22 protein-coding genes are annotated in these 20,072 nt (G+C 60.2%); 17 read left to right on the top strand and 5 right to left on the bottom strand.

All coding sequences use genetic code 11. The features are described from left to right. The first annotated feature begins 49 nt into the window (after positions 1 to 49). From Q666_RS36940 to Q666_RS37010, 15 genes are all read left to right on the top strand, one after another. Positions 50 to 1,234 (top strand): ester cyclase, encoded by a 1,185-nt coding sequence (locus Q666_RS36940; protein WP_023001271.1) that lies wholly within the window; start codon positions 50 to 52, stop codon positions 1,232 to 1,234. 64 nt (positions 1,235 to 1,298) lie between these two features. Next, positions 1,299 to 2,534, top strand: coding sequence for an extracellular solute-binding protein (locus Q666_RS36945; RefSeq protein WP_031269434.1), 1,236 nt, complete (start codon positions 1,299 to 1,301; stop codon positions 2,532 to 2,534). Between the two features lie 65 nt (positions 2,535 to 2,599). Next, a complete protein-coding gene (locus Q666_RS36950; protein ID WP_031269436.1) occupies positions 2,600 to 3,631 on the top strand; it encodes a sugar ABC transporter permease in 1,032 nt (343 codons plus the stop codon). After that, positions 3,631 to 4,509, top strand: a complete 879-nt coding sequence (locus tag Q666_RS36955; RefSeq protein WP_023001274.1) for a carbohydrate ABC transporter permease — start codon at positions 3,631 to 3,633, stop codon at positions 4,507 to 4,509. Before Q666_RS36950 ends, Q666_RS36955 begins: the two co-directional genes overlap by 1 nt. Before the next feature lie 3 nt (positions 4,510 to 4,512). Next, the gene (gene ugpC / locus Q666_RS36960) at positions 4,513 to 5,571 is read left to right on the top strand and encodes a sn-glycerol-3-phosphate ABC transporter ATP-binding protein UgpC (RefSeq protein WP_023001275.1); all 1,059 of its coding nucleotides are present in this window, start codon (positions 4,513 to 4,515) and stop codon (positions 5,569 to 5,571) included. A 52-nt stretch (positions 5,572 to 5,623) separates the two neighbouring features. Further along, the gene (locus Q666_RS36965; RefSeq protein WP_031269437.1) at positions 5,624 to 6,628 is read left to right on the top strand and encodes a LacI family DNA-binding transcriptional regulator; all 1,005 of its coding nucleotides are present in this window, start codon (positions 5,624 to 5,626) and stop codon (positions 6,626 to 6,628) included. A gap of 400 nt (positions 6,629 to 7,028) precedes the next feature. Next, positions 7,029 to 8,009, top strand: a complete 981-nt coding sequence (locus tag Q666_RS36970; protein ID WP_023001278.1) for a TRAP transporter substrate-binding protein — start codon at positions 7,029 to 7,031, stop codon at positions 8,007 to 8,009. Positions 8,010 to 8,034: 25 nt separating this feature from the next. Beyond that, complete coding sequence (locus Q666_RS36975; RefSeq protein WP_023001279.1) at positions 8,035 to 8,526, top strand: TRAP transporter small permease; 492 nt, start codon at positions 8,035 to 8,037, stop codon at positions 8,524 to 8,526. 3 nt (positions 8,527 to 8,529) lie between these two features. After that, positions 8,530 to 9,828 carry a TRAP transporter large permease gene (locus Q666_RS36980; RefSeq protein WP_023001280.1) on the top strand — a complete coding sequence of 433 codons (1,299 nt, stop codon included), beginning with the start codon at positions 8,530 to 8,532 and terminating at the stop codon, positions 9,826 to 9,828. Between the two features lie 121 nt (positions 9,829 to 9,949). Continuing rightward, positions 9,950 to 11,281, top strand: coding sequence for a histidinol dehydrogenase (gene hisD, locus Q666_RS36985; protein ID WP_023001281.1), 1,332 nt, complete (start codon positions 9,950 to 9,952; stop codon positions 11,279 to 11,281). Further along, positions 11,278 to 12,042 carry an SDR family oxidoreductase gene (locus Q666_RS36990; protein WP_023001282.1) on the top strand — a complete coding sequence of 255 codons (765 nt, stop codon included), beginning with the start codon at positions 11,278 to 11,280 and terminating at the stop codon, positions 12,040 to 12,042. Before hisD ends, Q666_RS36990 begins: the two co-directional genes overlap by 4 nt. Beyond that, positions 12,042 to 13,061 carry a LacI family DNA-binding transcriptional regulator gene (locus Q666_RS36995; RefSeq protein WP_031269438.1) on the top strand — a complete coding sequence of 340 codons (1,020 nt, stop codon included), beginning with the start codon at positions 12,042 to 12,044 and terminating at the stop codon, positions 13,059 to 13,061. The genes Q666_RS36990 and Q666_RS36995 overlap by 1 nt, the downstream gene beginning before the upstream one ends. 131 nt (positions 13,062 to 13,192) lie before the next feature. Then, positions 13,193 to 14,155 (top strand): cupin domain-containing protein, encoded by a 963-nt coding sequence (locus Q666_RS37000; protein ID WP_023001284.1) that lies wholly within the window; start codon positions 13,193 to 13,195, stop codon positions 14,153 to 14,155. A 61-nt stretch (positions 14,156 to 14,216) separates the two neighbouring features. Further along, positions 14,217 to 14,915 carry an alpha/beta hydrolase gene (locus Q666_RS37005; protein WP_023001285.1) on the top strand — a complete coding sequence of 233 codons (699 nt, stop codon included), beginning with the start codon at positions 14,217 to 14,219 and terminating at the stop codon, positions 14,913 to 14,915. A gap of 7 nt (positions 14,916 to 14,922) precedes the next feature. Further along, positions 14,923 to 15,618, top strand: a complete 696-nt coding sequence (locus tag Q666_RS37010) for an RraA family protein (protein WP_023001286.1) — start codon at positions 14,923 to 14,925, stop codon at positions 15,616 to 15,618. Positions 15,619 to 15,726: 108 nt separating this feature from the next. On the opposite strand, the gene Q666_RS37015 is transcribed toward Q666_RS37010, so the two are convergent. The 4 genes from Q666_RS37015 to Q666_RS37030 form a co-directional block, all read right to left on the bottom strand. Continuing rightward, a complete protein-coding gene (locus tag Q666_RS37015; RefSeq protein WP_023001287.1) occupies positions 15,727 to 16,332 on the bottom strand; it encodes an ATP-dependent Clp protease proteolytic subunit in 606 nt (201 codons plus the stop codon). A 45-nt stretch (positions 16,333 to 16,377) separates the two neighbouring features. Next, positions 16,378 to 16,716 (bottom strand): SRPBCC domain-containing protein, encoded by a 339-nt coding sequence (locus Q666_RS37020; RefSeq protein WP_023001288.1) that lies wholly within the window; start codon positions 16,714 to 16,716, stop codon positions 16,378 to 16,380. Positions 16,717 to 16,763: 47 nt separating this feature from the next. Then, on the bottom strand, positions 16,764 to 17,078 hold the full coding sequence (locus tag Q666_RS37025; RefSeq protein WP_031269440.1) for a metalloregulator ArsR/SmtB family transcription factor: 315 nt from the start codon (positions 17,076 to 17,078) through the stop codon (positions 16,764 to 16,766). Positions 17,079 to 17,279: 201 nt separating this feature from the next. Then, positions 17,280 to 18,191: a LysR family transcriptional regulator gene (locus Q666_RS37030; protein WP_023001290.1), complete on the bottom strand. Its 912-nt coding sequence runs from the start codon at positions 18,189 to 18,191 to the stop codon at positions 17,280 to 17,282. A gap of 134 nt (positions 18,192 to 18,325) precedes the next feature. Between Q666_RS37030 and Q666_RS37035 the strand changes: the two genes are divergently transcribed. Both Q666_RS37035 and Q666_RS37040 read left to right on the top strand, forming a co-directional pair. Next, a complete protein-coding gene (locus Q666_RS37035; protein WP_023001291.1) occupies positions 18,326 to 18,655 on the top strand; it encodes a nuclear transport factor 2 family protein in 330 nt (109 codons plus the stop codon). Continuing rightward, positions 18,652 to 19,434 carry an SDR family oxidoreductase gene (locus Q666_RS37040; RefSeq protein WP_023001292.1) on the top strand — a complete coding sequence of 261 codons (783 nt, stop codon included), beginning with the start codon at positions 18,652 to 18,654 and terminating at the stop codon, positions 19,432 to 19,434. The genes Q666_RS37035 and Q666_RS37040 overlap by 4 nt, the downstream gene beginning before the upstream one ends. An 18-nt stretch (positions 19,435 to 19,452) precedes the next feature. Here Q666_RS37040 and Q666_RS37045 read toward each other — a convergent pair whose 3' ends face one another. After that, the gene (locus Q666_RS37045; RefSeq protein ID WP_023001293.1) at positions 19,453 to 19,923 is read right to left on the bottom strand and encodes a MarR family transcriptional regulator; all 471 of its coding nucleotides are present in this window, start codon (positions 19,921 to 19,923) and stop codon (positions 19,453 to 19,455) included. Positions 19,924 to 20,072 lie beyond the last annotated feature (149 nt).

Consider the following 20,072-nt stretch of genomic DNA (forward strand, 5'->3'; position numbering starts at 1 on the left):
CAAAATTCTGCAAGATGCGCGAAACAGCTTCGCTAAAAGGTACGATGAAATGGGAACGCAGGAAGTCTCCACCCCAAAGGCAAAGGACGTGAAATCCGCTCCACGCGTGAACGACGCGCCGCACAACGGCAATGTCATGCAAGTCGAGCGCGCCGATTTCACCGACCTGGTCCCGGAGGGGCGCGCCCCGGTTCAGGGCATGGAGGGTTTCGACCCCTGTTATTCCGATATCGTCGACTATATTGTCCGCTGCACGCACAAGATCTGGGATGAGCGCGACGTAGGCCTCATCTATTCGCACTACACGCATAATATCGTCCTCTACCTGCCGATGGGCACGATCTACAATCGTGAGGACGTGGTGCGCGACACCATCCAGAGGCTCGTCTCCCTGCCCGAACGCCGCGGCATGGCAACCCATGTCATCTGGAACGGCGACGACAAGGACGGCTATTACACTTCTCACCTGGTAACCGGCTCTGGGCGCTATACGCAGAACGGCCATTACGGTCCGGCCAACGGCCGCTCCTTCGTGTCCCGCACGGTCGCCGACTGCATGATCCATCGCAACAAGATCTACCGCGAATGGGTGGTTTCCGACCAGATGGCGGTCGTACGCCAACTCGGCCTCGACGTCGACGCTTATGCGGGCAAGATCGCCGAAACGAAACTGAGCCAGGGCCTCACGCAGCTCGACATCGGCGAGGTCGGCCTCCTTCAGGGTCAGTATCCGCCGGCGGAAAAGGCCGACCTGGACATCGCCAACACAGATCTGGAACGCGAAACGCTTCAGTTCCTGCATGACATCTTCAATCGCAAGATGTTCGGCCGCATCCGCGAAGTCTATGCACCGACCGCCATGTACCATGGGCCGCTGATGAAAGAGCTCTACGGCACCGCGTCGGTCTCTCATCAAGCGCTCGGCCTCGTGGGCAGCATGCCGGATGCGGTCTACGCTCCGCAGCACATCTGTTCCACGCCCTGCGTCGAAGGCGGCACGAAAGTCGCCGTTCGCTGGATACTCGAGGGTCATCACCTCGGCTACGGCATTCTGGAAAGCCTTGGAGCGCCCACCGGCAAGCATCTGCGTCTGATGGGCATGTCGCACTATCACTACAAGGACGGCAAGATCGTCGACGAATGGACGGTCTATGACGAACTGTCCCTGCTGGTTCAGATCAAGCTGGCGCAGCTTGCTGACAAGGCTTCCGTGGTGGAGGCCGCCGAAGCCTGAAAGAACGTCAAGAACAAAGAGAAATAGCCCGGGGCAATCGGGCATTCTTCCAATGGAGAATGAGATGAGCAAATTGAAGCTAGCCGTGAGTGCGCTTGCACTCGTTCTCGGGGCCGGCACGGCACACGCCGGGTGCGGCATCGAGGGTGGCAACGTCAAGATCCTTGCAAACGACTTCGATGCCCTCGGAACCGTTATCAAGGAAGCGGAAGCCTGCGCGGGAGACGGCGTCACCGTGGAAGCCAACATGACGACCGAGCACAAGGCACTTCAGGTGCCCGCGCTCACGGTCAACCCGGCGCAATACACGGTGGCGATGGTTGCCAACAATTCCATCGTTCCGCTCATGAACGACGACCTCATCCGCCCGCTGGACGAGCTGGTCGAGAAATACGGCCAGCAGCTTCAGCCGACGCAGCTCATCAAGGTCGACGGAAAGGTCATGGCAATCGCCTTCATGGCCAACGGCCAGAACCTCTACATTCGCGGCGACATCCTGAAGGAAGCCGGCCTCGAACAGCCGACGTCGCTTGAAGAGGTCATCGAGGCTGCCAAGGTGATCCGGGAGAAGGGCATTCTGGAATACCCGCTGGCCGCGGCAGACCAGGCCGGATGGTATCTCGGCAACGAGTTCGTCAACACCTACCTGGGCCTTGGCGGCACCTTCTTCGAGCCGGGCAGCGCAGAGCCGGCCATAAGCGGCGAGGAGGGTCTGAAGACCCTGGCGCTGATGAAGGAACTTTCCGAATACATGGAACCCGAGTTCCTGACCTTCACGTCCGATGAAATCAAGGCGATGTACCTTTCGGGTGAAGTCGCGATCATCAACCAGTGGGCGTCCATGGTGAACGGTCACATCGACCCCAACGGCCCGGCACCGGAAATCGGGGAAGCCACCATTCTCGCACCCGCACCGACCGTCGGTGGCGGCACCACGCCGGCCGCTGCGCTCTGGTGGGACGGCTTCACCATCGCCAAGAACATCTCCGACGAAGATGCAGCAGCCTCCTTCCAGGCGATGATGCACGGTATCCGGCCTCAGGTTGCCCAGGACAATCCGTCCGCAGCTGCCTGGCTGATTGCGGATTTCTCTCCTCCCGCCTCGGCAAAAGCGATCCTCGAAAACGCGAAGCTCGGGGCGAAAGCCTACCCGATGTCACCCTACATGGGGCTTCTGCATACGGCACTCGGCGCGGAACTCTCCGATTTCCTTCAGGGGCGCGAAAGTGCCGAACAGGCGTTGAACGACGTGGAAGCAGCCTACCGCGCCGCAGCCAAGGAAGCCGGCTTCCTCAACTGATACTGCCCTTTGCCACACCCCTGTCATGTCGATGACAGGGGTGTATCCTTTTCGGGGGAGACTTTATGCGCCACCGTGATTTTGCAGCGTTCATATGGCCATCGGCACTCGCCATGCTCTTGTTCATTGCGTTGCCGATCGTGTCCGTTTTCGTGCAGTCCATGTTCGTCGAGCATGAACAGGTTCTCGTGACCGTGGAAAACTGCGGCCCGTTCGGCTGCACCGACGAAACCAAGGTCGACACCGAGGCAACCCGGGTCCTGCGCGAAGAAGAGCCACTCGGGCGCTTCAACGCCTTTGGCACCTATCTCAATCGGTCCCACCTGGCGGTTGAAGAGATCGCCGAGATCCTGGAAAGCAGCAACGGTTTTGTCGATGTCGTTACCAGGATCTACAATCTGCCCTTTTACAAGGCGCTGTCCTTCACCCTGGTCTACACCTTCCTGGTGACACCGCTTGCCATGATTGCCGGCTTTGCCGTCGCTCTCGGCGTCAACAGTGTGCCCAGGCTGTTTCGCGGGCCGATCATCTTCCTGTCGCTGCTGCCCTACATCGTGACACCCCTTCTGGGCTCCCTCATCCTGTTCTGGATGATCAACTCCGACGGCATCATCGGAGCGACACTCCAGTGGCTGTTCAACGATCCGGAACTGTCGCTGAAGGCCAGCCCCGTGCTGTCGTGGCTCACGCTCATCACCTACGGAACGTGGCATATGGCGCCCTTCGCCTTCGTGGTCTTCTATGCCGGTCTGCAGACCCTGCCGATGGACACGCTGGAATCCGCCATGATTGACGGCGCCAACCGCTGGGAACGCATCCGATACGTGGTGATGCCTCACCTGACGCCGCTGGCGACCTTCGTCGGTCTTGTTCTGCTGATGGATAATTTCCGCGTGTTCGAACCGATCATCGGCTTCTCGTCGGAGGCCAACGCAACCTCGCTCTCCTGGCTGATCTACAACGACCTGACAGGGCAGGTGAACCAGCTTTTCGGTTCGGCCGCAGCCACCTCGATCCTGACCATGATCGGCGTGATCATCCTGCTCAGCCCGGTGCTCGTGCGGACCTGGCACGACTTCAAGAGAAAGGCCCGGTGATGACCAGATCCATCGGCTATTCCCGCCCGCTCGCCATCTTCACCGGGGTCATCCTGGTTGTGTGGCTGATCGTTGCAGCCTTCCCCTTCATCTGGACTGTGTGGGGCTCGTTCAAGGTCCAGGCCGACTTCTTCAGCAGGGTTTCGTTCTGGAACGCCATCACGGGGCCTGCGACCGTGCGCCAGACAGGCGAGGCGCTGACACTCGACGGCTATCGTGGCGCCTGGATCGAGCGAGAGTTCTACCACTCGGTCTGGAACACCACGATCGTCACCATCTGCGTAACCTCCATCTCGCTCTTGTTCGGAACACTCGGCGGCTATGCGCTTTCCCGCTCGAGCCGCAACTACACCTTCTGGATCCTGATCGCCGCGCTGGTCTTCCGGGCCATGCCGCACATCACGCTGGTTTCCGGCTTTCTGCTGCCGTTCTTCCAGCTCAACATCTGGGGCTATCTGCCGACAGCGATCATCGTCCTGGTGGCCATCAACCAGCCCTTCACGATCTGGATGCTGCACAGTTTCTTCAAGTCGATCCCGAAAGATCTGGATGAAAGCGCGATGGTTGACGGTTGCACCCGCTTCCAGGCGTTCCGGCTGGCGATCATGCCGGTGATGTGGCCGGGCGTAATCACCACCGGCCTGTTCAGTTTCCTTCTGGCCTACAACGATTTCTCGGTGACCGCGCTGCTGCTGTCCCAGGAAAACCAGACCATGGTTCCGAAGATCAATTCGTTCCTTGGAACCATCCAGACCGAAGGCACCATCATGTATGCGGTTGCCGCAACCGTGAGCGCCACCGTACCGCTTTTCATCCTCGTGATGTTCTTCCAACGCCAGATTGTCAGCGGGCTGACCGCAGGCGCCGTCAAGGGATAGTCCATGGCCGAGATCCAACTGAAAAATGTCACCAAGCGCTGGGGCAATGTCTACGGCGTCAACAACTTCAACCTGCACATCGCCGACCGCGAGTTCCTGGTTCTGCTGGGTCCGTCCGGCTGCGGCAAGTCCACCACCATGCGCATGATCGCCGGTCTGGAAGACATCTCCGAAGGCGAGATCATCATCGGCGACAGGGTCGTGAACACTCTGGAACCCAAGGATCGCGACATCGCCATGGTGTTCCAGAGCTATGGCCTTTATCCCAACCTGACGGTCTACGAGAACATCCGCTTCCCGCTGAAGGTTCGCAAGGTGCCAAAGGACCAGCATGATGCCCGGGTGATGAAGGCGGCGGAAATGGTCGATCTGACCGACCTGCTCGACCGAAGACCCGCGGAGCTATCCGGTGGCCAGAGGCAGCGCGTCGCTCTGGCACGTGCAATCGTCCGCGAGCCGACGGTGTTTCTCATGGACGAGCCCCTGTCCAACCTGGACGCGAAGCTGCGCGTGTCGACCCGCGCCGAAATCAAGAACCTCCAGCATCGGCTGAAGACGACCACGATCTACGTTACCCACGACCAGATCGAGGCGATGACCCTTGCCGACCGGGTGGTGGTGATGAGCGGTGGCGTCATTCAGCAGGTGGCGACACCGACGGAGATCTATGACAACCCGGCCAACACTTTCGTGGCTTCCTTCATCGGCTCTCCGGCGATGAACCTGGTCAAGGGAGAGATTTCCGCCGGCGTATTTACGGCTCAGAACATCCGCGTGGAAGGTCTGCGCGGTGACATCTCCGGGCCGGTGACCCTGGGTTTCCGGGCCGAGGATGTGACCCTTGTGGACGGGGGAGGCGAGCTGTCGTCGACCGTTTTCGCCCTGGAGCTTCTCGGCGACGCCTCCATGGTGGCCGTCGAGGCGGGTGGGGAACTGGTCAACCTGAAGGCCGCCAAGGACTTCCGCTCCGAGATCGGTGCGCCGATCAGCGCACGGATCCCGATCGAATGCTGTCATCTGTTTGATGCACAGGACGGCCGGCGGCTCACCGTGAAGGGGTGACAAGTTCGCGAAGCACGAGTACTCAGAACATGATAAAATCACGGAGGCCCGCTTGAACAGCAAACCGGTTACATCTGTAGACGTTGCGCGCAAGGCCGGCGTTAGCCAGTCCGCAGTCTCCAGATATTTTACCCCGGGCGCCTCCGTTTCCAAGAAGATGGCCGAGAAGATCCGCATCGCCGCGGACGAACTCGATTACCGGCCGAATGTTCTGGCAAGGGCGATGATCACCGGGAAAAGCCGGATCATCGGCCTGATCGTCTACTACTTCGAGAACCAGTTCTATCCCGAAGCGGTTGAAAAGCTTTCAATCGCGCTTCAGGAAAACGGCTACCATGTCCTCCTGTTCATGGCATCGAACACCATCAACGATGTCGAGCCCGTCATCCAGGAAATCATGGGTTACAGGGTCGACGGCATCATCATGGTATCTGTGTCCGTTTCCTCGACGCTGGCGGAGCGGTGCCGGGACCTCGACATCCCGGTGCTTCTGTTCAACCGCGATCAGCCGAAGGACAATCTGCGCGCGGTGACCAGCGACAATCGCCTTGGCGGCGAGCTGGCGGCAAAAGCGCTTCTGCGTGGACAGCCGAAACGCGTTGCCCTGCTTGCCGGCTTCTCCGGAGCCTCAACGCAGATTGATCGCGAAGCCGGGTTCATGGCCGTGCTGCAGGAAGCAGGTGTCGAACTGCACTCCCGAGCGGACGGAAACTATCACTACACGGATGCCGCCGATGCAGCCCGCCAGCTTTTCGACGTGCCCGATCAGCCCGATGCTGTCTTTGTCGCCGACGACCACATGGCGCTCGCAGCCCTGGACGTAATCCGCTTCGAGTTCAAACTGAAAGTTCCCGAGGACGTAGCCGTGGTCGGCTTTGACGACATCCCGCAAGCCGCCTGGCCTTCGTTCAACCTCACCACGATCCGGCAGCCCATCAACCAGATGGTCTCGGCGGCAGTCGCCATGCTGGTCGACGCGATAGAGGAGGGGAATACGGACGTCCGCAAGGTCCGCATTCCGCCGGTCGAGGTCATCCGCGGCACGACCCGAAGCTAGTATTCCCGAACAGAACGCTTACCAGCTGCGCCACTGTGCGGCCGACGCCGGTTCGCCATGGCCTTCCCGTGTCACTTGTCGGAAAACTTTGCTTGCAAGCGTTTTCACAAATTTTGCAAAAATATTTTTTGCCTGCCTCAAATCGCGAATTTTTCGATCAATTTCCAAGAGTTTAGCACGCACTTTGGGGTGTTTTCCCGCAATTGAAATTTTGGGAACGTTTGCAAAACTCCTTGCGGATCGCCTCAATCCGGCGTAGGAACCGGGTCAAGGGCCGGGTCGCAGGCATACGGAGGTGCCGCGATCTTGTTCCGGGGAGGAGCCGGTGGGACTGCAGCTTGCAAGCGTTCCCAAATGCCGGTTCTCCCGTTTTCAATTTCGCTTCTCGGGAGGGAACAGAATGAAAGTCGCCGTTTGGGCTGCAACAGCCGCACTTGCATTTGTCACACAGGCAGCAGCCGATACGACCATCCGCATCGGCCATGCCACGCCTGAGGTCTCGCCTGTCCACCAGGCTCTGAGCTACTTCGAGGAAGAACTCGAAAAGCGCTCCAATGGCACCATCCAGGTAGAGATCTTTCCGGGTGGCCAGCTCGGCAGCGTCAAGGAAATGACTGACCTGGTCCAGTCCGGCAACATCACCATGACCACGGGTGCGTCGGTTCATCTGAGCTCGACTGTCGATCAGCTTGCCGTGCTCGACCAGTTCCTACTCTTCAAGGACGAAGAAACCGCGCGCAGCCTTCTGGACGGCGACGCCGGCAAGACCATCTCTGCAGCCATGGAAGACCGTGGGCTCAAGAACATGGGCTTCATGGAACTCGGGTTCCGCAGCTTCACCAACTCCCGTGCACCGCTCGACAGCTACGAAGCCTTCGAAGGCCTGCGCATGCGCTCGGCAGACAACCCGATCGCCATCAAGGCCTGGCGGTCGGTTGGCGCTGTTCCGGTGCCGCTGGCGTGGGGAGAGATCTATTCCTCATTGCAGCAGGGCCTGATCGATGGCCAGGAAAGCGCCCTGAGTTCAATGATCATCGAGCGTTTCTTCGAGGTGCAGAAATACGTTTCCCTCACCGGTCACATCTATTGGCCGGAACTCTGGATGGCCAATCTTGACTGGTACAACGGCCTGGACGAAGCCGACCGCACGCTCATCGACGAAGTTGCAGTGGAAACCGTCAAGAAGCAGCGCGAGCTGACCGCGGCCGCCAATGCCGAAACCCTGGCCAAACTCAAGGAAGCCGGGCTCGAAGTGAACGAGCTGCCGGAGGCCGACAAGAAGCGCCTCGGCGAAACAATGAACGCCGCCATCGAAGGCGACATTCGCGCCAAGGTCGGCGACTCCTTCTACGACACCTTCATGCAGGCTGTCGCGCAGTAAGCGAACCAGGGGAGGAGAAGGCAAAATGCGGTTTCTCGAAAAATGGTTCGAGCCGGCGGTGATCGTCTCGATGCTGGGCATGATCATCATTCTGGTCTTCGCGGACGTGATTGCGCGGCTTGCCTTCTCCACCTCGATAGCTGTGGCGAACGAACTCGCCCGGTTTTCCTTCGTCTACATGATCTACTTCGGCGTGAGTTACGCAATCCGCGAGCGGCGGCACATGCGTGTCACGGTTCTGATCGATGTCATGCCGAAGGCGCTGCGCCACTGGATGTTCGTGCTCTCCGAGGTGATCTTCCTGATCTATTCCGTCGTCGTTTGCTGGCTCGGTGTCGTGATCACGCAGCAATCCATCGACCGCGGCAAGATCCTGAGCTCCACCGAGTGGCCTCAAGCCGTGCTTTACGCGGCGATCATCTTTTCCGGTGCCCTGAGCAGCCTGCGTCTTTTGCAATCCATCAAGGCTGCCGTCGTTGATGGCGACACGCGCCTCGGCCCCCAGACGGATATCTGAGCCATGACGACAGCCATTCTCTTCGGAAGCTTCCTGCTGCTGTTGCTCATCGGCGTACCGATCGGCATTGCGCTCGGTGCCGCGAGCATGCTCGCAATCCTCTATATTCCGTTCCTCAGCCTCGACATGTATGCCCTCGGGCTGGTCTCGGCCATCGACAGCTTCACGCTCATCGCGGTGGTGCTGTTCACCCTGGCCGGCAGCCTGATGGCCGAGGGAGGCATTTCCAAACGCCTGATCGCGGTTGCAGACCATGCCTTCGGCGGCATGCCCGGCGATCTGGGCACCGTGACGATCATGTCCTGCCTGTTCTTTGCGGCCATCTCCGGAACAGGATCCGCGACGGTGGCGGCCATCGGCCTCGCCATGATCCCGGCTCTGGTCGATCGCGGCTACGACCGGGCCTATGCAGGCGCTATGGTGGCCTCCGCAGGCGGGCTTGGCGTCATGATCCCGCCGTCGGTGGTGATGATCGTCTATGCGGTCTCTTCCGGCGTCTCGGTGACGGCTCTCTTCATGGCCGGCATCGTTCCGGGCTTCGTGATCGCGCTGACCCTGATCGGTTACAACGTGATACAGCGTCGCTCCGGAAACCAGGGTGCGGGCAACCCGGTACCGCCAACCCGCACCGGCAGTCTCTGGGCCGCCCTTTGGGACGCGAAGCTCGCCCTCGCCATGCCGCCTGTTGTTCTCGGCAGCATCTATTCCGGCATGGTGACACCGACCGAAAGTTCCGCCGTCGCCGTCGTCTATGCCCTGATCGTGAGCTGCTTCGTCTATCGGGAACTTCCGCTGTCCGCCGTTCCGAAGATGATGCTGGAAGCAGCGTTGCTGGTCTCCGCCGTGCTCGTCATCATCGGTGCGTCCTACGCCTTCGGCCGCATCATTGCTCTGGAGCGTATCCCGTCCGATCTCGCCCAGCTCGTGCTGTCGCTGACCCAGAGCAAGGTGGTGGTGATGCTGGCCGCGATCGTCCTGCTTCTGATCGTCGGCACCTTCCTGGAAACACTGGCGGCAATCGTCATCCTGACACCTGTTCTTCTGCCGATCATGCTGAAACTCGGCGTGGATCCGGTTCACTTCGGCATCGTCATGGTCGTGGCGCTTGCTATCGGCTTCGTGACACCGCCACTCGGAGCAAACCTGTTCATGGCCGCCGCTGTCGGCAAGATCCGGTTCGAGGACATCGCCCGCAGGATCTTTCCCTGGGTGGTGACGATGATCTTCGCGCTCCTGCTGATCGCTTTCATTCCCGTCCTGTCCCTTGGACTGCCAGAACTGTTCCTGGGCTACGGGCGCTAAACCTTCGGCGGTCAACCCGCTGAACCACACAACAGCGGCATTTCGGCCGCATTCGAAATATGACGACGGACGATGCGGTTTCGCCGCGCAGAAAGTCGCCCGGAAAACTGAGGAACCTGAAATGACTGTCGAGTATCTGAAGAAAGGGAAGCCGGAAGCGGACCGTGTCGAGGACGATGCCAAGGTGCGCGCCGTTGTCGAGGCAACCCTGAAGGATATCGAGGAACGCGGCGATGCTGCCGTGCGCGACCTCAGCGAGAAATTCGACAAGTATTCCCCGGCATCCTACCGCCTGTCGCAAGAGGAGATCGACGGCCTGATCGCCCAGCTGACCGAGCAGGAACTGTCCGATATCAAATTCGCCCAGGCGCAAGTGGTCAATTTCGCAAAGGCCCAACGCGACAGCATGCTGGATATTGAGGTCGAGACGCTGCCGGGCGTCATTCTCGGCCACCGCAACCTGCCGGTTCAGTCCGTCGGCTGCTACGTGCCGGGCGGCAAGTTTCCGATGGTGGCCTCCGCACATATGTCCGTCGCAACAGCGAAGGTCGCCGGCGTTCCGCGCATCGTTGCCTGCACTCCGCCGTTCGACGGCAAGCCCAATCCCGCCGTAATCGCGGCCATGCACCTTGGCGGCGCGGACGAAATCTACGTGCTGGGCGGCATTCAGGCCGTCGGCGCGATGGCCATCGGCACGGAAACCATCGAGCCGGTGCACATGCTGGTTGGTCCGGGCAACGCCTTTGTTGCGGAAGCCAAGCGTCAGCTCTTCGGTCGCGTCGGCATCGATCTTTTTGCCGGACCGACGGAAACCATGGTGATCGCCGATGAAAGCGCCGCAGACGCGGAACTCTGCGCGACGGATCTGCTCGGCCAGGCCGAACACGGCTACAACAGCCCCTGCGTGCTGCTGACCAACAGCCGCAGGCTGGCGGAAGAAACCATGGCCGAAGTCGAACGGCTTCTCGCCATTCTGCCGACAGCGGGCACCGCCCGCGTGAGCTGGGAAGAATACGGCGAGGTGATCGTCTGCGATACCTACGAGGAAATGCTGAAGGTCGCCGACGACATTGCTTCCGAGCATGTTCAGGTCATGACCGACCGCGACGACTGGTTCCTGGAAAACATGACCTGTTATGGCGCGTTGTTCCTCGGCCCGCGGACAAATGTCTCCAACGGTGACAAGGTCATCGGCACCAACCACACGCTGCCGACCAAGAAGGCCGGCCGCTACACCGGCGGACTTTGGGTCGGCAAGTTCCTGAAAACCCACAGCTATCAGAAGGTCATGACCGACGAAGCAGCGGCCAGTATCGGTGCTTATGGCTCGCGCCTGTGCATGCTGGAAGGTTTTGTCGGCCACGCCGAGCAGTGCAACGTCCGCGTTCGCCGCTATGGCGGTGTCAATGTCCCCTATGGTGAGGCAGCACCGGTTCTGGAGAAGGCCGAATGAGCCTTCCGCGCACCCCGTCCTTCCGTCTTGATGGCCGGCGCGCCCTCGTAACAGGTGCGTCCTCCGGCATCGGCAAGGCGTGCGCTGTCGCGCTTGCGGAAGCCGGGGCGGCAGTAACGCTGGCAGCCCGGCGGGCCGCGCCGCTTCAGGACCTTCAGGCAGAAATGCAGGCCGAAGGTATGCAGGCGGACATATTGGTCCTCGACATGGCAGATCATGAAGCACTTGAAAAAGCCCTCGCCGACCTGCCGGCCTTTGACGTTGTCGTGAACTCCGCCGGCATGGCGCGCCATGGTCCTGCGCTGGAAACCCGGCCCGAAGACTTCGATGCAGTGATCGACCTGAATTTCCGGGCAGCCTATTTTCTTGCAGCCTTGGCCGCAGGCCGGCTGGCAGCCGAAGGCAAGCCGGGTTCGATCATCAACATCTCGTCCCAGATGGGCCATGTCGGCGGCATCGACCGCGCCGTCTATTCAGCTTCCAAGCACGCAATCGAAGGCATGACCAAATCGATGGCGATCGAGTGGGGCCCGAAGGGGATCCGCATCAATTCCATCTGCCCGACCTTCATTCGCACCCCGCTGACCGAGACGACCTTCGAGAACCCCGAACGGCGCAAGTGGATCGAGGAGAAGATCAAGCTTGGCAGGGTAGGCGAAGTCGAGGATATCATGGGCGCGGTCGTCTACCTCGCCTCGGACGCTTCTTCCCTGGTGACCGGAACGGCATTGCTGGTCGATGGAGGTTGGACGGCGGACTGATGAGCAAGGAAAAGGTCACACTCAGCGAAGTCGCAAAGCTGGCAGGGGTTTCCCAGTCGGCAGTCAGCCGTGCATTCACGCCGGGCTCCAGCGTCTCGCAGAAGACCCGCGACCGCATCGAGGCGGCAGCCGAGGAACTCGGATACCGACCGAACCCGATCGCGCGGGCGATGATTACCGGCAGAAGCCGCATCATCGGCCTCGTCGTGGCCTACCTTGAAAACCAGTTCTATCCGCTCGCAATCGAGCGTCTCAGCCGGGCCTTGCAGGCCAGGGGCTATCACATCCTGATTTTTCTGGCGGAGAACCAGGAGGACGATGTCACCCGCGTGGTCGACGAATTGCTCGATTACCGCGTCGACGGCATCATCACGGCCTCTGTTGCGATCACCAACGACCTGACCACCCGCTGCGAGGACGCCGGCATCCCGATCGTCATGTTCAATCGCGGTCAGGACGACAACCGCCTGTCGTCGGTAACCTCCGACAACCTTGCAGGCGGCCGGACCGTCGCCAACTTCCTGGTCGCCTGCGGACATGAACGGATCGCCCATATCGCCGGTTGGCAGGGATCTTCGACCGGGCGCGACCGCGCACGCGGCTTCACTGAGGCGCTTGCCGAACACGGCCGTGAACCCTGCGCCGTGCTCGACGGCAAATACAGCACCGATGTTGCGCGCCAGCTTGCGCGTGAGCTCTTCGGTTCAGCGGACAGACCGGACGCGGTATTCGTCGGCAACGACCATATGGCACTTCCCGTGATGGACGTTCTGCGTTTCGAATTGGGGCTTTCCGTACCGGGCGACGTCGCTGTGGTCGGCTACGATGATGTACCCGTCGCAGGCTGGCCGACTTATGACCTGACGACAGTTCGCCAGTCGGTGAACCGGATGGTCGAGGCAACAGTCGAGACATTGCTTGGCCGCGTCGAGGGGCACACAGAGCCCACACGCATCCTGATCCCGGGCGATTTGATCCAGCGCGGCTCCACGCGCAAGCTGGACCCGTTCGGCACATGAGGACACCCCTTCAGGCCGAGGAACGGCATCACACCTATCTGCAGAGCTTGAGATCACGGCGGCTGAACAACCACCCGCCGAACCGGCTGCTGGCCGCCCTACACTGACCAGATTTCTCAAGGATATTCGACATGAGTTCGATCAACGATCGCATCGTTCGCTACGGTGAACTGAAGCCGTGCAAGACTGCCTTCATCGACGCCCATACGCCTGGCTCGAACCAGAAGGAAAACTTCACCATCATCGGCGGCGGGGTTTCGGAAAGTCCCGACCAGCACGTCCACATCACCGACAAGGTCGGCTTCAATATCGGTGCCGCGGGACAGCCGCCACATTGCCGCAACTCGCTTCACAACCACACCACAGCCGAAGTCTTCTTCGTTTTGAAGGGACGCTGGCGCTTCTTCTGGGGCCGCTATGGCACGGCCGGCGAATTCGTTGCCGAGGAAGGCGACATCTTCAACATTCCGACCGGGATTTTTCGCGGGTTCGAGAACATCGGCACCGACTACGGAATGATCATGGCGATCCTTGGCGGCGATGATGCCGGCGGCGGCGTGACCTGGGCACCTCAGGTGATCGAGGACGCGCGGGAACACGGTCTCATCCTTGGGGAGAACGGGGTCCTCTACGACAGCAAGAAGGGCCAGTCCCTGCCGCACAACGTGTCGCCGATGCCGCTTCTGACCGACGAAGAGCTGAAGGCTTTCCCGGAAACGCCGGTGGAGGACGTGGTCCGCGACTATGTTGCCCGCTACTGGGACCTGATGGCGCTGGCAGCGAAAAAGCCGGCGAAGGTGATCGGCGAGAACGCTCTCCTGAAAGACAAGCCCGGTTTCGAGGTCGAGTTCCTGACGCGCGGCTCACTCTCCAGCGACACCATCACACCGGAGAAGCCGACAGTGCTGATGCCGATGCGTGGCCACTGGGCGCTAAGCTGGAGCGGCGGTCAAACCGTGCTCAACCCGGGCGACACCGCCCTGATGCTCGCCGGAGAGGCTTACTCGCTTGAGCCGTCGATGACCGGCGAGGCATCGCTCTACCGGGTTGTCGCCACAGATGATCCCGCCGGCCTGACCTGGACCGGGAACTGACACCTGGCAGCCGGCGAGGCTACCCGGTCTCGCCGGCTGCCTTCTTGAAAAGGAAGTGGCCATGACGCGTCTCCCGCTCGTCCTGATCCCCGGCATGATGTGCGACGCCCGGCTCTACGGGCCGCAGATCGCTGCCTTTTCCGGGTCGCGTGCACTGCATCTTGCTCCGATCTGCAACGAGGACAATGTCGAGGCCCTGGCAGCGGCGATCCTTTCCGGCGCACCGCAACGCTTTGCGCTCGCGGGCCTTTCCATGGGCGGGATCGTCGCCATGGAGGTCGTGAGGCAGGCGCCCGAACGTGTGGAGCGTCTGGCACTTCTCGACACCAATCCACGTGCCGAACTGGACACGGTGAAGGAAAAGCGGGCGCCACAAATGACGGCGGTCCGCGCAGGTGGGCTCTCGGACGTCATGCGCCTCGAGGTCATTCCAAATTTCGCACATGACAGGTCGACCGCTGCCGACCTCGAGAGCCTTGCGCTTGACATGGCCGAAGGCCTCGGACCCGAGGTTTTCCTGCGCCAGTCGAAAGCGCTGATTGACCGCCCGTCACAGACCGAAACGCTGCGCGCCTACAAAGGCAAGGCTCTGGTTCTGACCGGCGAGAGCGACAGGCTTTGCCCCCTTGATCGGCATACACAGATGGCCGAACTGCTTCAGAACTCGGTTCTGGAAATCATCGAACAAGCCGGTCACCTGACGACACTGGAACAGCCGGCGGCAACGAATGCCGCACTCGCACGATGGCTTGAGGACTAGGATTAGAATGGATCAGGAACTTCTGGAACTGCTGAAACGCGTGGATACGCCGACGGTCTGCAATGCCATCGAGGTTGTCGAGGGCAAGCGCGGCTTCAATGGCTTCACACGAGGCACCATGCTGTGCAGCGCACCGGAGGGTGGCGCCATGGTGGGCTATGCCTCAACGGCCAAGATCGCCGCACTCGAACCACCAACAGAGCCTGCGGACGTCATCCGCGCCCGCCGCATGGAATACTACCGGCGCATGGCCGAGGCTCCCAAACCCTCGATAGCCGTCATCGAGGACGTGGATTTCCCGCATAGCATCGGGGCCTACTGGGGCGAGGTGAATACTTCGATCCACAAGGCCTTCGGCATGTCCGGTGCCATCACCAACGGGGTCATGCGCGACCTCGGCGATATGGCAGAAGGATTTCCGGTGGTCGCGGGTTCCATCGGCCCCAGCCACGGGTTCGTGCATGTTCGCGAGTTGGGCACGCCTGTCAGCATCTTTGGGCTGACTGTCCAGGACGGTGACCTGGTCCACGCCGACCGCCATGGCGCCGTGGTCATTCCAGCGGAGGTCATACCGGGTCTTAAAGAAGGTATTGCCAAGCTCTTTGCCTCGGAAAAGATCGTTCTGGAAGCCACAGCAAAAGGACCGATGGACTTTGCCGCCTTCGAGAAGGTCTGGAAGGCTTTCGAAGCTGCCCGCGTCTGAGGACACGGGCACAGCAAAGAAGACATGAAACCAGCTAACTACAATAGCTTGAGGTTCATTCTTTGCCTGTTGCGCGCTGGCCCCGGACTGGCTCAGACCGATCTCATATCAGCTGTCGAGATCGCGTTCGGACAGAATGCGATCGACCAGTCCCCATTCCAGGGCTTCTTCCGGTGTCATGTACCGGTCCCGGTCCATCGCGGCTTCGAACTCCTCGTAGGTTCTGTTGCAATGCTTCGCGTAAAGCCGTGTCATGCGCTCCTTGGTGCGCAGGATTTCCTCCGCATGGATCGCCATGTCCGATGCCTGTCCCTGGAAGCCGCCGGACGGTTGATGGATAAGGATGTTCGCATTGGGCAACACGGCCCTTTCGCCAGGTTCCCCGGCCATGAGCAGAAAAGATCCCATCGACCTGGCAGTGCCCATGCACAGCGTATGAACGGGTGCCCGGATGTAGCGCATGGTGTCGTACATCGCGAAGCCGCTGGTGACCATGCCACCGGGTGAGTTGATATAAAGCTGGATCGGCTTCCCAGGGCTCTCCGCCTCCAGAAAAAGCAACTGAGCGCAGATGAGGGCCGACACCGTGTCATTCACCTCGCCGTTGAGAAAGACAATCCGTTCGCGCAGCAATCGCGAATAGATGTCGAAAGAGCGTTCACCGCTGCTGGATTGTTCCACGACCATCGGGACGAGCTGCATCGCTTCGCGCATGGGCGAACTCCTGTATTTCAATGATTTGGGTTGGTCGAAAAGAGCTTATGCGGCCAGCATCATGACCGGCTCGTTGCTGTTTGCTGCCCAGGTATCGCGAGACGCCAGCCGGCCATCCGCAAGGCGTTGCCTGATCGTCAGAAGCGTTCGGTCGCTGCTGATCGGCTGCAGCTGAAACTGCACGACACTTTCCAGAAATGGCGGTGCATCATCGCGCAGCCGGAAAAGGATCTCTTCGTTCGGTATCACGGCAACAGGTTCTGCCTGTGCGAGATCGTGGTCCGGTAGCCATCGTTCCCTGAAAGTGGGGATGGTGATGGCTCGCCAGACCTTTTCCGGTGGTGCCTCCAGCTCATATTTCTGAACGATGTCAGCAGTTTCCATCTCCCCTTGCACGGAAGTCGCCAACTCCACATCGGGCGTTTGGTCGCTCATTGGTCCATATCCTTCAGCAGGGTTTTCAACGCGTCGATGCGGGCTGGCCAATAGGCGCGGTATTTTGCGAGCCAGCCGGCGATAAGAGCCAGTCCGTCAGGGTCTACTTCGTAGTTCACGAATCTGCCCTGCCGTTCCTGTCGCACAAGCTTTGCCTGGCACAGGACGGCGAGATGCTGGGACATTGCCGGTTGGCTGATGTCCATGCCATTGCGCAGGGAACTTGCGTTCATGCGGCCATCGGCCAGCTTCTCGAAGATTGCGCGCCGCGTCGGGTCGGCCAGAGCCTTGAAGATGTCATTTTCCAACATGGTCATACATAAGCATACACTTATGTATGACGCAACAGCGATTTGGTTGGTTCATTGGGGGAATGGCAAACACGCTGCGCGCCAGCCGGTATCGGTCTGGATTAAGTCCTGCCGACAACCAGCGACATCCAGTGCCCGGTTCGCCTGGGTGGATCACAAGCGATCCCTGCCAGACCTGGTTCTGAACAGTGAGTTTCCCCGCTAGGCACTTCGCGTGGTGGCCTTGCCAAGGTCCCGTGCCATATTGACGAAAGCCCGGAAGGCAGCCGAAGGGTTTTTACGCCCGGGATAATAGAGACACAGCGGCGACGTTGGCGGGGTCCAATCCTGCAGGACCCGTTCAAGTCGCCCGGCAGCGATGTCGTCGCGCACGTTGGCTTCCATGAAAAACCCGATCCCGATCCCGTCGAGAACGGCCATTCGTGCAAGCGAAGCTTCATCAAGTGTAATCGGACCCCCCACGTCGATCAGGAGGGCATTGCCATCCTTCTCGAAATGCCAGCGATAAAGTGCACCGTTTGGCAGTCGGACACGGATGCATTGGTGAGCCAGAAGATCGGGGGGTGCGGCCGGCCTCCCATGTTCTTCGAGGTAGGTGGGGGTGGCGACCACAGCAAAGCTGCGAGGCGCCCCCAGCGGCACAGCGATCATGTCACTTGGCACCAGGTCGGCGGTTCGGATTCCCAAATCGAACCCTTCGGCGACGATATCGACGATCCGGCCTTCGGTGACGAGATCGATGTGAACCTGTGGGTAGCGCTGCAGGAACGCCAGAACAAGCGGCGCAAACACTTCCCGGGCAGCTGTCGCGAAAGCATTGATGCGCAATGTCCCCGAAGGCGTGTCTTGTTGCGAGCGCACGGCTGCCATTGCGTCCTGGATGTCACGCAGTGCGGGGGACACCTGTTCGACGAAGGTCCGACCGGCATCCGTCAACGAGACACTTCGCGTGGTGCGATTGAACAGGCGAACGCCGAGTTGCCGTTCTATCTTGCCAATAAGGTTGCTGAGCGCCGTCGTCGACAGCCCGAGTTCGAGCGCCGCTGCACGGAAAGACCCTCGATTGGCGATGGCCAGAACCGCTTCAAGTTCTCCCAGGATCTGACGTGACATTGTTCCGATTTTCGTGATGTTACATCCAGCTTTATCCCAATTATCGCGATTAAGGTCCAGCCATATATTTCGACCATCGACGCCGGAACACACCGCTGTTCCGGCTGGACCATCACCAGAAACGGAGATGTCAGATGGATATCAGGTTACCAGGACCGATTGCTGCCTATTTCGAAGCTGACGGAAACAGGAATGCCGATGCCGTCGCTGAATGTTTCAGCGAAGACGCGGTCGTCAAGGACGAGAAAAACGTGCATGCGGGACGCACCGCGATCCGCCGATGGAAGGCGGAAGCTTCAACAAAGTACTCCTACACGGTCGAGCCTTTCGCAATCGAGGTGGAAGGAAATCGCAAGGTGGTGACGGGCCACGTTGCCGGGAACTTTCCCGGCAGCCCTGTCGACCTGAAGTATTTTTTCCGCCTGACGGGCGAAAAGATTGCTGAACTGGAGATTCTGCCGTGAGTCCGTTCCTCAGTCTTGAAGGCAAACGGGCGCTTGTCACGTCCGGAACGCGAGGCGCAGGAGCTGCGACGGTCAGACTGTTCCGGGAACTCGGGGCCGAAGTGCTGACAAGCGCCCGGACCAGACCGGACACGCTTGAAAATGGTGTCCAGTTCGTCGCGGCAGACCTGACCACGACCGAAGGCTGCGATGACCTTGTCGCCGCTGTCCGGGAAAGGCTGGGAGGCGTGGACATCATTGTTCATATGCTCGGCGGTTCCTCTGCTCCGGGAGGCGGGTATGTCGCCCTGACGGACGCCGAGTGGCACAACGAGCTCTACCTCAATCTCTTTCCTGCCGTTCGCCTGGACCGGCAACTCGTGCCGGACATGGTTGAACGGGGAAGCGGTGTCGTCATCCACGTTTCGTCGATCCAGAGGGAGCTGCCGCTGCCTGAATCGACAACCGCCTATGCGGCGGCGAAGGCAGCGCTGTCCACCTACAGCAAGGCCCTGTCGAAAGAAGTCTCGCCAAGGGGCGTGCGTGTGCTGCGTGTATCGCCCGGGTGGATTGAGACGGAAGCTTCGGTGCGCCTTGCCGACCGTCTCGCCAAACAGGCAGGCACCGATTACGAGGGCGGCAAGAAGATGATCATGGATGCGCTTGGCGGAATACCGATAGGTCGCCCGACAAAACCGGAAGAGGTCGCAAACCTGATTGCGTTCGTGGCGTCCGACCGCGCGGCCACGATCACCGGCACCGAATACGTCATTGACGGGGGCACCATACCGACAACGTAGACATGACGAATGCGCGGATCAGGCGGGAGTGCCCCACCCGCCGATCTGAGAATAGATCGTGTCGCGAAGATTTCGGATGTTCTTGTTGAGGCTCGCGAGGTCTTCGGGGCTTTGCATCGAAGCCGTCAGCAGAGCCTCGCCAAGGCATCCTGCCCTGGACTGAAGCGCACGGCCGTTGTCGGTCAAGGCCACGACAACCTGTCGCTCGTTGTTTGGATTTCGGGTTCTTTGCAGCAGTCCCGCCGTTTCGAGACGCTTGAGAAGCGGCGTGAGTGTACTGGATTCCAACGCCAGGGTCTCGGCGATTGCCCCGACTGTCTTCTGGTCGTCGCGCCAGAGAACATTGAGAACGAGATACTGCGGATAGGTCACCCCGAGCTCGTCAAGAAGGGGTTTGTAGACGCGCTGAATGGCAATCCCTGCCGAATAGATCGCGTAGCAGAGTTGATCGTCCAAAGGCGGTGGACTGTTCTTCCGGTCATTCGTCATGCGCTGCTCCTTTGCCCCCGTATATCAAACCACACCGCGAGAAACAATATCGCGATAATATTTCTCTTGACCTGAAAATTCGATCACTATAATCACTCTTATCGCGATAACTGTTATCGCAACCTATTAGGAGAAGAGCCATGAAGACC

Origin of the sequence: Labrenzia sp. C1B70 (genome assembly GCF_000475395.1) — a bacterium.
Lineage (GTDB): Bacteria > Pseudomonadota > Alphaproteobacteria > Rhizobiales > Stappiaceae > Roseibium > Roseibium algicola.